Raw genomic sequence first — 13,099 nt, 5'->3', positions numbered from 1 at the left:
TTAACTTAAGCTGCTCACAACAATACACCCTATACCTGATTCTATGACCTTGACTTGTAAAAAACTACTGCTTCTTTTGCTCCTGCCACTTATAGCGCTGGGCGGTGCCGCAGCACAGGCGCTGCCCAGCATTGCCTCCAAGACCGCCGGTATGAAAAAATTCAACGGCTTTTTCCCCTTTTACTGGGATGAGCAAACGGGCAAGGTATGGCTGGAGGTAGATAAGCTCGACCACGATTTCCTGTATGTGAGTTCCCTCCCGGGCGGACTTGGCTCCAACGACATCGGTCTGGACCGGGGGCAGTTGGGCGGCCAGCGCATCGTATCCTTCAAAAAAGTGGGACCCAAAATACTGCTCGTGCAGCCCAACCTGCGTTACAGGGCCATTACCGACAACCAGAACGAAGCCCGCGCCGTGGAAGAGTCGTTTGCGCAGTCGGTGCTCTGGGGTTTTAAGGCAGAGGCGGCCAGCGGCAATACCGTGCTGGTAGATGCGACTGATTTTCTATTGCAGGATGCGCATGATGCCATCGGGAGCATCCGGCGGGCAAACCAGGGTACTTACCGACTCGATGCCAGCCGCTCGGCGATCTATTTGCCGCGCACCAAAAACTTCCCTAAAAACACCGAATTCGAGTCTACCCTTACCTTCACCAGCGACAATGGGGGAAATATCGTGCGCAGTGTAGCACCCAACACACAGGCCGTTACGCTGCGCCAGCACCATTCTTTCATCGAGCTTCCCGATAGCGGCTATACCCCGCGCGAGGCTGATCCAAGAGCCGGTTATTTCGGCATATCCTACTTCGACTACGCCACTCCGGTGAACGAGAACATTGAAAAACGCTACATCGCCCGCCATCGCCTGCACAAGAAAAACCCTTCGGCCAAGGTATCGGAAGCCGTAAAGCCGATCGTGTACTATGTTGACAACGGAGCCCCGGAGCCGATCCGCTCTGCCCTGCTGGACGGCGCCCGCTGGTGGAACCAGGCCTTTGAAGCGGCCGGTTATCAAAACGCCTTCCGGGTAGAGGTGCTGCCTGATTCAGCGGACCCAATGGACGTGCGCTATAACATGATTCAGTGGGTGCACCGCAGCACACGCGGCTGGTCTTACGGCGCTTCTGTCATGGACCCGCGGACCGGCGAGATCATCAAAGGGCATGTGTCGCTGGGCTCGTTGCGCGTGCGCCAGGATTATCTGATCGCTGAAGGGCTGCTGGCACCCTATGAAGACGGCAAGCCGGAGAACAAGGCCATGATGGACATGGCACTGGCCCGCATCAGGCAGTTGTCGGCACACGAACTGGGGCATACGCTGGGTATCATGCACAACTACGACGCCAACAACAATGCCTCGGTAATGGACTACCCGCACCCGCAGGTACAGCTGGACAGGGCCGGCAACATCGACATCAGCAAAGCCTATGGTACCAGCATTGGCGAGTGGGATAAACTGGCCGTGGCTTATGGTTATCAGCACTTCCCGAAAGGCACTGATGAGAAGAAGGCGCTTGACGAGCTGCTGGCGCAAGGCCGTGCACGTGGCCTGACTTTTATATCGGACACCGATGCACGCGCTCCGGGTGGCGCGCACCCCACGGCCCACCTATGGGACAACGGCACCAACGCGACCGATGAGCTGCTGCGTGTGCTGGAGGTCCGCAAAAAAGCGTTGCAGAACTTCTCGGAGAAGAACATAAAACCCAATGCGCCGATGAGCACACTGGAGGATGTGCTGGTTCCGATCTACAATTTCCACCGCTACCAGGCCGAGGCGGCTGCCAAGCTGATCGGGGGCATGCGCTATACCTACGCCCTGCGCGGCGACAAGCAATTGGTAACAGAGGTTCTCGACAAACGGGAGCAGCAAAAGGCCCTCGATGCGATGTTGCAGACCATATCGCCGGAAGTGCTTACCTTGCCCGAAAACATCATTGCCCTCATACCTCCGCGTGCCCCGGGTCTGGGTAACAGCCGCGAGCTGTTCCCGAAGCGTACGGGTCTCACCTTCGACCCACTGGCGGCTGCACAATCCTCCGCCGACTTCACGCTTTCTTTTCTGCTGCACCCCGAGCGCGCCAGTCGTTTAGTTGAATTCGGAAGTCGCCACAACACGCTAAGTCTGCAGGATATCACCAACCAACTGATTGATAAAACCTGGAAAAGCAGACGACTGGATGGGCTTGCCGCGCAGGTGCAATTGCAGAACGAGCAGCTGGTGCTCACGCACCTGATGGCCCTTGCTCAGGACGAAAACGCCTCCTATCAGGCGCGCGCTGTGGCCACCAGTGCCCTTGCCGACATCCGGCAGCATGCCACCAGCCAGGCCAAACGTACCCGCGATGCAGGCTACAAAGCGCATCTTGATTTTGCACTGGCTCGTATGGATAAACCTGAAGAAGTGAAACCAACCAAAACGCTTCAGCTACCCCCAGGTGCACCGATCGGGGATGGCATTTTTGGGTGCGAGTAAACTGAAAAAGCGCAAAATTGCACCCGCTATTGACTGTTGCAGTGATTTTGTATTGGGTAATATATGAAGCAGGAATTAAAAAACCCTTTCGGGCGTGTATACCTGACCATTGATGTAGATCATAAAAATAAATGGGTGCACGTGAACTGGATGGGGTATCTGACTGAGGAGAACGTTAAAACAGGCGCCCAGGCCTACACAGATGCTTTGGCGGAGGCTGGCTATAACAGCGTGCTGAATGACACGCGCCTGATTATTGGGGGCTGGGACCACTCCCTGGGTTGGGTGCTGAACGACTGGGCACCGCGTGCGGCCCGTGCAGGACTGAAACACTTCGCCATGATCACCACCCCGGAGACGTTCGCGGAGTCGACAGCCTCCAGTTTTTACAGCAAATTGAAATCGTTTTCAGTCAAGGTGTTTGAGGACAAGCATACTGCCGAGCAATGGCTCCGACAGTTTTCGCTTAGCAACTAGACCATTACTAGTAAACAGAAACACCTGCCGGGGCTGGCATATAAACCAGCCCCGGCAGGTGTTTCTGTTTTATCGTCTCTTAGTTGAGCGTTTCGATCAGTTGCCGGATATCCACCTCGTTGGCGTATGGCTCGAGCACAGCCAGCGCATCAGCTGTTTGCCTGAAAGTGCTCACCACCTCTGCCTCCGAGCCCGTCCATACCTCTACAAAGGTATGGCCCCAGGTATAGAGCAGAATCGTATACCCGTTTACCTGCCGCCGGGCGATGAGGGTGCCGTCTTTTTTGAGGGCTTCTCGCTGGCTCCGATAAGGAAGCCTTTCGAACATAGAGTATTCCAGCATAGTAAGTGGTCGCTTCGGGTAATCGCTTATATAAGGTTGGGCAGGCTAAAATGGTTTCAATTCAAAACCGGGTTAGGCAAACTGTTCCCGATTACAGAAAATAAGCAGCACATTATCAACCAGTTCTTGGTGCAATGAATAAATTACTAAACAAAACTGTAAAAAAATAATTGTAAGTTTGATTTAAATACTAAACAGTACCCGCATGCTCCTCCACCGCGATGGATTAATCGAACTCAACTACGATCCCGCTACCGATATTCTCTCCGTCAGCTGGCCCGATATCAACATTTACTCCAGAACACAAATCACCTACTCTTTCGCAAAACTTCGGGAAGTGATTGCATTCTACGACATCAAAAAACTGCTGATCGACTCGCGCTTTAATCAGGTACTCATAGACGAGGAGGCATATTCTGAACTGATCAGGGAATTGCATGGAAACCTGCGCAGCACCCGCCTGGCGATGACAGCCCGATTGGGCTCGCTTACCAAATTACGTGAAGAAAAGGCCAAACAGCATGCAAAACAGCTGATAGATGAATTGAAACCCAGCTTTGCGTTCAGAAACTTCGACGACGCAGGTATGGCACTTCAATGGCTGAAAGCTGGTTGATCTATCTGAAACAAGCTGCTGCTTTTTTCTATGCTGGCTGCGCGTATTTTGCTTGCAGCAAACGATGCCAATTACGCTATTCTACCTGCTGTAATGCTTTCCTGGATAAGTGAATTAAAAGATCCAAAAAGCTTAACCAAGTGCCTTGTCGGGCGCATAAAATGAATGGCAGATCTCGATGAGGAGAAAAATAAAGGTACCTGCTGCTATGGCAAGAAGGGGATTGGTAAGAGCCCTATCCTGATCAAGGGCTGTTCCGATGAAGGAGAGCAAGACAAGATCGAATAGAAATGCGGCACTCACCGGGTTGAATGGGAACTTGTAACGCTTTTTAAAATGAGTGAACAGCAAAAACAGCATGTGCAAGGCAACGTATAGCCCATACAGAACAGGCATTACAATAACCAGGTACATAACAGAGGCCTCAGCCGAAGTTCGGGACGCAACCGGGCTATTCCATTCCATCAAAATAAATAGGAAAACCTCGCTTAACAGAAAGCAAAGTGAATGCCATAGCAGGCTTCTCAGGTAGGGGTTCTTCATGCTCAATTTTATCCAGGAGGAGCAATATATTTAATTTCCGGCTCTTTCTGTGCTGCTATTTTGAAATAGATAGTACCTGCTCGATTTACTAAACACAAGATAAATGTAGGATTTTGCCGGATTGGATATTTAATTGCAATACAATTAAATACATTCTCTCACTGAGCAGACCATATTGTGAAATCAGGAAGCATCTCTTTTAAGGAAACATTTTTCATTGGCCTTATGCTTTTCGCCATTTTCTTTGGCGCGGGCAACCTTATTTTTCCATTATCACTGGGCCAGGCGGCTGGCACCGAACTTATACCTGCCATTGTCGGCTTTCTGATGACCGGCGTTGGTCTTCCGCTGCTCGGCGTGATCGCAATCGGCATGTCCAAGAACGAAGACGTCCAGTCCATCTCTTCGAAGGTGCACCCGGTGTTCGGGCTTCTGTTTCCGGTTATCATATACCTTACCATCGGGCCGCTGTTCGCAGTTCCCCGTACCGGAACAGTATCGTACGAGATCGGCATTGCGCCTTTTCTTTCGGAAGGAATGAAAGCATCTGCCTGGAGCATGGCACTCTACTCGATCATTTTCTTTGGCGTTACTTACCTCCTGGCACTGAACCCTGGCAAAGTGGTGGACACCATCGGCAAGATCCTGACGCCGGTGCTGCTGATCATTCTGGCGGCGCTGCTGGCCATGAACCTCTTTTCCCCACTAGGTGCTATCACAGAGCCATTGGCGGCCTACGAGGCAGCACCTTTCTTCAAAGGCTTCCAGGAAGGCTACCTGACCATGGATACCATTGGTTCTTTTATTTTTGGCCTTATCGTTATCAATGCCATCCGCTCCAAAGGGGTTGACAGTCCGAAGCAAATTGCTAAAGTGTGCACCACGGCTGGCCTGATAGCGGCTGCCGGTCTGGGCCTGGTTTATGTGGGACTGGCCTACTCAGGCGCAACGAGCGTGCAGGCCATCGGCCACCTCGAAAACGGAGGCATGATCATCAGCCAGATCTCCAATTTGCAGTTTGGCGTGGCTGGCAGTCTGATCCTAAGTGTCGCCATTATTTTTGCCTGCCTTACTACCAGCATTGGCCTGATCGTGGCCTGTGCCAGTTACTTCAATAAACTGCGTCCTTCCATTTCTTACAAGCAATATGTATTGGGGCTGACCCTGGTGAGCGCCCTGATCTCAAATGTTGGCCTGACGCAGATCATCTCTTTCTCTATACCTGTACTGGTGGGAATCTATCCGATGGTGATCGTGCTGATTGTCCTGACGCTGTTTGCCCCAATGCTCCGCAAGCGGAACGCCATTTATACCTGGTCGGTGCTATTGACAGGTATAGTGAGTGTGGTGGAAGGCCTGAGCGCAGCCGGTTTTAAGTTAGGCATCAGCGGGGTGTTCGCCACTTACCTGCCGCTGTACAGCCTCGGTATGGGCTGGGTGTTACCGGCACTTGTAGGCGTGGCGATCGGCTTTGCGATCTCCACGCGGCAGACCTCCTATGCCCTCGAAAGCGAGTAGGCTAAATGGTACTGGGTGCCTTAAAACGCCTGGATCCGCCTAAAGAAGTAGGTAAAACTATATTTTCCCGTAATTTTGCTTCTTCTTAAAGGATTGGCGTAAACGAGGGTAGCACAGGATTGAGCTATACCTGCGCCACGAAAAACATGGAACCAAAAAGACTGAATAAATTCATCAGCGATTCGGGCTTCTGCTCGCGCCGCGATGCAGACGAATTAATAGAACAGGGCCGCGTGACCGTGAACGGGAAAATCCCAACTGATCCGGGCATGAAAGTGACGCCCAAGGACAAGGTGCGCATTGACGATGAGATGCTGCGCGTGAAACAGGAACAGCCCGTATACCTGATCTTCAACAAACCGGCCAACATGTCGGCCACCTCCGATATGGCGGTGCGCGATAACGTGGTGCGGGCCATTAATTTCCCGGCTACGCTGGAGCCAACTGCCATGCTCGAGCGTGAGGCCGAGGGCATCATCTTCCTGAGCAACGACGGCGATTTTGTACGTGGCGTGAAGCGTGCCGACAACAGGTATGAGAAAGAGTACATCGTGACCGTGGACAAGTTGATCACGGCGGATTTTCTGCAAAAGATCAGCGGTGGCGGTGCGCCTATACCTGGCGAAGAGCGGATAAACAACTCCGTGTCGAAAGAAACGCAGACCCGCTTCCGCATTACCCTGAAGCCCGGCACCGACCACTATCTGAAACGCATGTGCGAAAGCCTGGGCTATAAGGTCATGCACCTGCAGCGCGTTCGTTTCGGTGACTTTTCCTTGTCAAAACTGCCATCGGGCCATTGGCGTGTGCTCACGCCGCAGGAAGTGAGCAGCCTGACCAGCATGGTGCCTGGCGGAAAGGTAACAAGCAGCCGCAAAACGTCAGAAAGCAGCTATGGCAGACCTGGCCGGGGAGAACGGTCCGGAGCAAGAGGCGGCGCAGGCGCTAGCTCTGCAAGAGGCGGCGCATCAGGAGCACCTTCCAGAAGTGGCGTGGGTCAGGGGCCGGCAAGAGGCAGCAGACCTGGTTCAACAACAGCTAAAGGAAATGATGGCGCCAAAAGAACAAGCGCTTCCAGACAAGGCGCCGGAAGCCCGGGTAAAACTTCCCGTGGCGGTAGCTTAACAGGTTCTCCAAAATCAGCTCCTGGCAGAAGTTCTGCCCCAAAAAGCGGCGGCAAGCGCAGCGATGGCCCTAAAGAAGGCCAGAAACGCGGCAGGTAATACTTAGCCATTAGAAAATAGCAATGTAATACCTAAAAAGGGCTCTCTTCCTAGTGAAAGAGAGCCCTTTTTAATGATGGCTTTCGGAGACAGGCAAGCGTTCAGACTTTGCGAAACGCCTCAACTCCCCAATGCTCAAATTCCAAAACTCCCGCTAACTCCAGGTTCCCATTTTCCCCATTTGGTAATCGCGGAAGGCCTGGTGAATTTCCTCTTCGGTGTTCATGACAAACGGACCGTGCGATACAACAGGTTCGTTGAATGGCTGGGCATGCCCAAAGAGCAAGTAGGCGTCTTCCGTGGCTTCTACTTTCACTTCCTTGCCTTCGTTGGCGAACTCCACCAGCGTAAGTTTCTCAGCCATTTGGCCGTTCACCTTCACGGCACCGCGTACCACATAGAAGAAGATGTTGCGTTCGGATGGGACGTTGTAGACAAACTCGCCACCATTCTGCAGCTCAATGCTCACCATGTGAATATCGCTCAGGTTCTGGATAGGCGCCTGCACCTCCCCCCAACTACCGGAGATCACATTGACGTGCACGCGGCCATTGTCGAGCTCCACCACCGGAATCTTATCTTCCTGCAGCCCGATGTAATTTGGTGCGGCCATTTTGTGTCTGGCCGGCAGGTTAAACCAAAGCTGCAGAATCTCCAGCGGCCCTCCCTCCTGCTTGAATTTCTCGGACGATACCTCCGCATGGATCAAACCGCTGCCGGCTGTCATCCACTGCACACCCCCGGCTTCGATAATGTCTTTACCGCCACCTGTGTCCTGATGCATGATATCACCTTCCAGAATAAAGGTCAGGGTTTCGAAGCCGCGGTGCGGGTGCGGGCCAAAAGGCAGCCCGCGGTTGCCAGGTTTGTACACCTGCGGGCCGTGGTGGTTAAGAAAAAGGAAAGGATCAATGTATTCCACTTCACGTGTAGGGATGGCCCGGTAGGTCACCAGGTCATCCACCGGGGCATACACCGCTTTATGTAAATCTTTTATTTTTCGCATAAGGTTAACGCTAGATCGTCTGCAAATTAATGTATATACATTAATTACCCTAACCCCTGACTCTTTGTTTCAGGAAAGGCAGTACTATACCTGAATTTAAACCCGAGATTTTAGCGAAAACTGAAACGCGACATGCTGCTTAACATAAAAATCCCACCGACAACAATTCGTCATCTGGTGGGATTTTCACGCTACACTGATAGTCAGGTATACGGAAGCGGCAAAAATTAAGCTGCTGTCTCCTTTTTCAGCATTTTAAGCAGGGCCTCTGCCGCAGGTTCCGAAGAGGCGGGGTTTTGTCCGGTAATCAATAAGCCGTCTGTCACCACATAGGGCTGCCAATCATCAGCTTTGGAGTAAATGCCTCCCAGTTCCTGGTAACGGTCCTCTACCAGAAAAGGTACCACATCGGTCAGTTGCACGGCCTCTTCTTCGGTATTGGTAAAGCCAGCTACTTTCTTGCCTTTCACGAGCGGCTCCCCATTCGGGCCTTTGGCCTGCATCAAAGCGGCGGGGCCGTGGCAAACGGCAGCCACTGGCTTCTGCTGTTTTGCAAAGTCCTCGATCAAACGGATGGAGTTCTGGTCACTGGAGAGGTCCCACAGCGGGCCATGGCCACCCGGGAAGAAGATGGCATCGTAATCTTCGGCTTTCACCTCTGTGAGTTTTTTGGTGCGGGAGAGTTTATGCTGCAGGTCATCGTCCTCGTAAAAGCGACGGGTGGCCTCCGTTTGAGCATCTTTCTCAGTGCTTTTCGGGTCGATAGGCGGCTGACCTCCCTTTGGGGAAGCCAGGTCCACTTTCACGCCGGCATCGGCGAGTGTGTAATAAGGGGCCGCAAACTCCTCTACCCAAAATCCGGTTTTCTTGCCGGTGTCCCCCAGTTGGTCGTGTGAAGTCAAAACAAATAGTACTTTCATAGTTTATGCTTATTAGATGGTTTTGAGTCAATCCTTTTAACCCGAAACAAGTGGGCAATGTTTTAGCCAAACAGTTCGGAGGACAAGTAGCGGTCACCCCGATCGCAGATGATGCAAACCACCACCCCCTCATGGAGCTCCGAAATTAGGCGGGTGGCCGCTGCCACAGCTCCCCCACTGCTCATACCTGCGAACACCCCTTCTTCGAGGGCCAGGCGGCGGGTCATAGCGGTGGCCTCCTGCTGCGACACATCTACAATGCGGTCAACGCGCTCCCGTTCGAAAATCTGGGGCAGGTAGGCTTCAGGCCAGCGCCGTATGCCGGGAATCTGAGAGCCCTCCACGGGCTGGGTGCCGATGATCTGTACTGCCGGGTTTTGCTCTTTCAGATAACGGGACACGCCCATGATAGTACCAGTCGTGCCCATGGCCGACACAAAATGCGTGACGGCACCTTCGGTGTCGCGCCAGATCTCGGGGCCCGTGCTGCGGTAATGGGCGGCGTAGTTGTCCGGGTTGCCGAACTGGTTAAGTACCAGGTAGCCACCTTTCGCTTCTTTCTCCCGCACATAGTCAATGGCCGCCTCCATGGAGCCCTCAGCCGGGGTCAGGGTGACTTTTGCACCATAGGCTTCCATGGTCTTTACTCTTTCCGGCGTAGCGCTGGCAGGCATCACCAGTTCTATCTCCACCCCAAACAACTTTGCAATCATAGCCAGTGCAATTCCTGTGTTGCCACTGGTGGCCTCAATCAGCTTCGTACCTTTTGTCAGCTCACCCCTATCTAAGGCTCCTTTGATCATACCATATGCCGCCCGGTCCTTCACGCTGCCGCCGGGGTTATTGCCCTCCAGTTTGGCCAGCAGCTTCACCCTCGGGTTCGGAGAAATACGGCGCAGTTCCACCAGAGGGGTATTGCCAATAAAATCCAGTAGCGTCCGTGTTGTCATGTTTTTCTTTTTGTGCACTTGTATACCTAGTACGTGCTAATTGTCAGAATGGAATCGCTGAAGTGATTAAAGTATAATGTATCAGGTATACAACGTAACAATGTCACGCCGCTGTAAACTTTAACTCCTCAACTCTCAAACTCTCCAACTCCTAAACTCTTATCTTTGTACCATGCCCATCCGCAAGATCATCCATATCGACATGGACGCTTTTTTTGCCTCCGTGGAGCAGCGCGACAACCCCGAGCTGCGCGGAAAACCTGTGGCCGTAGGTGGCTCGCGGGCCAGGGGCGTGGTGGCTGCGGCCAGTTACGAGGCTCGTAGGTATGGCGTGCATTCTGCCCTCGCCTCCAAAATCGCGGCACAGCGCTGTCCGCAGCTGATCTTCGTGAAACCCCGGTTTGAGGTATACAGCGCTGTGTCGCGCCAGATCCGTGAGATCTTCTACTCCTACACCGACCTGGTGGAGCCGCTTTCACTGGACGAAGCTTACCTGGACGTGACCGAAAACAAGATCGGGATGCCCTCCGCCACCATCATCGCCAACGAGATCAGGGCAAAGATTCTGGAGGAAACTGGTTTGACGGCTTCGGCGGGGGTTTCCTTCAATAAATTTCTGGCCAAGATCGCCTCAGACATGAACAAGCCCAATGGCTTTACCCTGATCACGCCTGACAAGGCAGAGCAGATAGTGGCCGAACTGGCGATCGAGAAATTCTATGGCATCGGGAAGGTAACTGCGGCTAAAATGCAGAGCATGGGCATCCTGACCGGCGCTGATTTGCGCGAAAAGTCGGAGGAGGAGTTGGTGCGGCACTTTGGCAAAACAGGCCGCTATTATTACCGCATCTCCCGCGCGCAGGACGACCGGGAGGTACAGCCGCACCGCATCCGAAAATCCATTGGGTCGGAGCGCACCTACGAGGTGGACCTGACCGAAGAGGAAGTGATGCTGATCGAGTTGGAAAGGCTTGCCAAAGAAGTGGCCCATGACATGGAGCGACTGCAGGCTACAGCCAAGACTATCACGGTCAAGATCAAGTATTTCGACTTCAACCGGACCACCCGCAGCAAAACCTTTCTGGGCGAAATCAAGTCAGCCGATGCCATTTTCACCATCGCCCGCGACCTGTTGCGCACACCCCAGTTACCAGCCTACCCGGTGCGACTGTTAGGTATCACGGCCTCCTCTCTGCTCTACCAGCACGACAAAATGGAGGGTTACCAGCTCACGCTCGAGTTTTAGCTTTGCTTACTTTTTAGTAGCGTAATTTTTGGCATGTGCCCAGCTCTCGCGGCTTTCATCCGCTTCCGGACTGATCTGGAGCAGCTCGGCATAATAGCGTTTTGCCTTTTCTTTGTCTTTTGTCCGCTCAGCGGAGAGCGCTGCGCCGTACAGGCTGTTATAACGCTTCGGCGATACCTTCAGGCTCGTTTCGTAGGCTTGCAGGGCTTCCGCTGGCTTCTTACTGAGCAAAAGCATGTCGCCGAGCAACTCCCGGGCCGGTAACACAGCGCCTGGCGTAACCGGGTGTTTATCCAGCGCATCTTCTTTGTCAGCTGCCTCCCGCATCAGGGCCAATCCTTTTTCCTTATCCCCTTTTTGATAGGCCAGCCAGGCTTGCACCGTCATTTGCTGGGCCTCGACCTGTGCTGCCCAGTAGGTCTCGCCCGCCCCTTTCAGCTGTGTCCGCAGCTTGTCAAGAGCGGCGATTGCCTCTTCTGCCACTGCTGTATTGCCGGATCGGGCGCCACCTATACCTTTGGCAAAATAGGTAATGGCTTCCGCCCCAGGATATTTGTACCAGGTGAAATTTTGTGGTGAACGAACCGGCAATTGAGCCGCTTCTGCCCATTTTCCTCTTTCCAGCGCATGGCGTGCAGGTATAGCGGCCAGTGCATAAGCCGTCGCAAAGGTGGGCGTATAGCCGGCGGCGGCCTCCAGTTTGTCAACTACTGCCTGTGCTTTTTTGTCCTGCCCCTGCTGCAGATAGCCATAAGCCATGTAGTCGAGGGCATGTGGGTAATGCATGGACACTGTCTCTTTGGGTGACTGCCGAAGCGCCGCATCCGCAGAGCGTATGTTCCAGTCCACGGCATCGGTCCACTGGCCTAAGCGAACAAAGATATGACTCGGCATATGCAGGGCGTGCGGCACATCCGGAGCGATCCGCTCATACTCACGTGATACTTTTACGGCTTTGTTAGCCAGCAAGGGGTTGTCGTAGGCATGGATGATATAATGAAAAAGGCCGGGATGATCCGGATTTTGGGCATGCAGCTGCTCCAGCAGCGCTCCGGCTTCCTGCTGTTTCGAAAAGGTCTTATCCGTTTTGGGTGCCGTTGCCAACTGGCCCAGGGCATAAAAAGCGGCCGCCTCCACTTCGTCCGGGTAAGCAGTGTGCACTTCTTTATACCCTTGCTCAAAGGCCTTCAACTGATCGGCATATGGGGTGTTCTCCCAATTCTCGTAAAACCGGGTGACAGCCTGCACATAGGCTTTTTCTTTCTCGGTCATTTGCGCTTGCTGCTGAGCCTTCTCTACAGCCGCTTTTCCCTTCTGCAGGTTGTCATCTGAGGGGCGCTCCCCCCAAAGCGGGTGGATATAGCTCATGGCGATGCCCCATAGTGCCATGCCACAATCAGGGGAAGCCTCCGCGGCGGCGGTAAACTCCTGAGCGGCCTCTTCATACATCATGTGGTGCATGAGCGCCAGGCCGGTATCAAAATGCTGTTGTGCCTGTTCGTTACAGGAGGTTGTCAGATTCACGGTGCCGTGCTTGGTGGCGTGCCCCTGTGCGTTTGCCTGGTAGGCAGGAATAGCAAAGGCAAGGCACACGGCAAGGGCTATAACAAGTGATGTTCGCATGCTGTTCTGAGTAAGAATTGAAGATTTGCGTGTCAAATGCAAGGACGAAGCACGTCTAAATTTAAGCATGAGCTGCTTAATGAGAGGGAGCCAGTCAGGCTATAGCGTCAGGTATAGCCCATCCTCATTAAGTACTTGGTTTTTCTGTGATATGTTTA

The 13,099-nt window shown here is 53.2% G+C and carries 12 protein-coding genes; 6 read left to right on the top strand and 6 right to left on the bottom strand.

Going from position 1 to position 13,099, the window contains the following annotated elements; genetic code table 11:
* Positions 1-43: 43 nt before the first annotated feature.
* Together BD749_RS18875 and BD749_RS18870 are read left to right on the top strand one after the other, a co-directional pair.
* Positions 44-2,476: a zinc-dependent metalloprotease gene (locus tag BD749_RS18875; protein ID WP_101447422.1), complete on the top strand. Its 2,433-nt coding sequence runs from the start codon at positions 44-46 to the stop codon at positions 2,474-2,476.
* 63 nt (positions 2,477-2,539) lie between these two features.
* Positions 2,540-2,953: an STAS/SEC14 domain-containing protein gene (locus tag BD749_RS18870; protein ID WP_101447421.1), complete on the top strand. Its 414-nt coding sequence runs from the start codon at positions 2,540-2,542 to the stop codon at positions 2,951-2,953.
* A 79-nt stretch (positions 2,954-3,032) separates the two neighbouring features.
* On the opposite strand, the gene BD749_RS18865 is transcribed toward BD749_RS18870, so the two are convergent.
* Complete coding sequence (locus tag BD749_RS18865) at positions 3,033-3,296, bottom strand: hypothetical protein (RefSeq protein WP_101447420.1); 264 nt, start codon at positions 3,294-3,296, stop codon at positions 3,033-3,035.
* 205 nt (positions 3,297-3,501) lie between these two features.
* Between BD749_RS18865 and BD749_RS18860 the strand changes: the two genes are divergently transcribed.
* Positions 3,502-3,912 carry a hypothetical protein gene (locus tag BD749_RS18860; RefSeq protein ID WP_101447419.1) on the top strand — a complete coding sequence of 137 codons (411 nt, stop codon included), beginning with the start codon at positions 3,502-3,504 and terminating at the stop codon, positions 3,910-3,912.
* Between the two features lie 132 nt (positions 3,913-4,044).
* Here BD749_RS18860 and BD749_RS18855 read toward each other — a convergent pair whose 3' ends face one another.
* Entirely contained in the window at positions 4,045-4,455 is a 411-nt protein-coding gene (locus BD749_RS18855) for a hypothetical protein (protein ID WP_143741287.1), read from the bottom strand.
* Positions 4,456-4,632: 177 nt separating this feature from the next.
* Here BD749_RS18855 and brnQ point away from each other — a divergent pair, with 177 nt between their 5' ends.
* Together brnQ and BD749_RS18845 are read left to right on the top strand one after the other, a co-directional pair.
* On the top strand, positions 4,633-5,973 hold the full coding sequence (gene brnQ / locus BD749_RS18850; protein WP_101447417.1) for a branched-chain amino acid transport system II carrier protein: 1,341 nt from the start codon (positions 4,633-4,635) through the stop codon (positions 5,971-5,973).
* Between the two features lie 146 nt (positions 5,974-6,119).
* Positions 6,120-7,196, top strand: coding sequence for a S4 domain-containing protein (locus BD749_RS18845; protein ID WP_101447416.1), 1,077 nt, complete (start codon positions 6,120-6,122; stop codon positions 7,194-7,196).
* A 154-nt stretch (positions 7,197-7,350) separates the two neighbouring features.
* Here BD749_RS18845 and BD749_RS18840 read toward each other — a convergent pair whose 3' ends face one another.
* From BD749_RS18840 to cysM, 3 genes are all read right to left on the bottom strand, one after another.
* On the bottom strand, positions 7,351-8,202 hold the full coding sequence (locus tag BD749_RS18840; protein ID WP_101447415.1) for a pirin family protein: 852 nt from the start codon (positions 8,200-8,202) through the stop codon (positions 7,351-7,353).
* Between the two features lie 227 nt (positions 8,203-8,429).
* Positions 8,430-9,122 (bottom strand): type 1 glutamine amidotransferase domain-containing protein, encoded by a 693-nt coding sequence (locus tag BD749_RS18835; protein ID WP_101447414.1) that lies wholly within the window; start codon positions 9,120-9,122, stop codon positions 8,430-8,432.
* Between the two features lie 62 nt (positions 9,123-9,184).
* Positions 9,185-10,072 (bottom strand): cysteine synthase CysM, encoded by an 888-nt coding sequence (gene cysM / locus BD749_RS18830; RefSeq protein ID WP_101447473.1) that lies wholly within the window; start codon positions 10,070-10,072, stop codon positions 9,185-9,187.
* 172 nt (positions 10,073-10,244) lie between these two features.
* On the opposite strand from cysM, the gene dinB reads away from it, so the two are divergent.
* Positions 10,245-11,318, top strand: coding sequence for a DNA polymerase IV (gene dinB, locus BD749_RS18825; RefSeq protein WP_101447413.1), 1,074 nt, complete (start codon positions 10,245-10,247; stop codon positions 11,316-11,318).
* Positions 11,319-11,324: 6 nt separating this feature from the next.
* On the opposite strand, the gene BD749_RS18820 is transcribed toward dinB, so the two are convergent.
* Entirely contained in the window at positions 11,325-12,941 is a 1,617-nt protein-coding gene (locus BD749_RS18820; protein WP_101447412.1) for a tetratricopeptide repeat protein, read from the bottom strand.
* Positions 12,942-13,099: the final 158 nt, after the last annotated feature.

Source organism: Pontibacter ramchanderi (assembly GCF_002846395.1).
Classification (GTDB): domain Bacteria; phylum Bacteroidota; class Bacteroidia; order Cytophagales; family Hymenobacteraceae; genus Pontibacter; species Pontibacter ramchanderi.
This window is presented reverse-complemented; position numbering and strand designations above follow the sequence as displayed.

What these genes read in the sequence shown, in the direction of transcription:
- BD749_RS18870 (WP_101447421.1), top strand. Translation starts at nt 2,540, where the DNA reads ATGAAGCAGGAATTAAAAAACCCTTTCGGGCGTGTATACCTGACCATT.
- BD749_RS18820 (WP_101447412.1), bottom strand. Translation starts at nt 12,941, where the DNA reads ATGCGAACATCACTTGTTATAGCCCTTGCCGTGTGCCTTGCCTTTGCT.
- BD749_RS18855 (WP_143741287.1), bottom strand. Translation starts at nt 4,455, where the DNA reads ATGAAGAACCCCTACCTGAGAAGCCTGCTATGGCATTCACTTTGCTTT.
- cysM (WP_101447473.1), bottom strand. Translation starts at nt 10,072, where the DNA reads ATGACAACACGGACGCTACTGGATTTTATTGGCAATACCCCTCTGGTG.
- dinB (WP_101447413.1), top strand. Translation starts at nt 10,245, where the DNA reads ATGCCCATCCGCAAGATCATCCATATCGACATGGACGCTTTTTTTGCC.
- BD749_RS18865 (WP_101447420.1), bottom strand. Translation starts at nt 3,296, where the DNA reads ATGCTGGAATACTCTATGTTCGAAAGGCTTCCTTATCGGAGCCAGCGA.
- BD749_RS18860 (WP_101447419.1), top strand. Translation starts at nt 3,502, where the DNA reads ATGCTCCTCCACCGCGATGGATTAATCGAACTCAACTACGATCCCGCT.
- BD749_RS18875 (WP_101447422.1), top strand. Translation starts at nt 44, where the DNA reads ATGACCTTGACTTGTAAAAAACTACTGCTTCTTTTGCTCCTGCCACTT.
- BD749_RS18835 (WP_101447414.1), bottom strand. Translation starts at nt 9,122, where the DNA reads ATGAAAGTACTATTTGTTTTGACTTCACACGACCAACTGGGGGACACC.
- BD749_RS18845 (WP_101447416.1), top strand. Translation starts at nt 6,120, where the DNA reads ATGGAACCAAAAAGACTGAATAAATTCATCAGCGATTCGGGCTTCTGC.
- BD749_RS18840 (WP_101447415.1), bottom strand. Translation starts at nt 8,202, where the DNA reads ATGCGAAAAATAAAAGATTTACATAAAGCGGTGTATGCCCCGGTGGAT.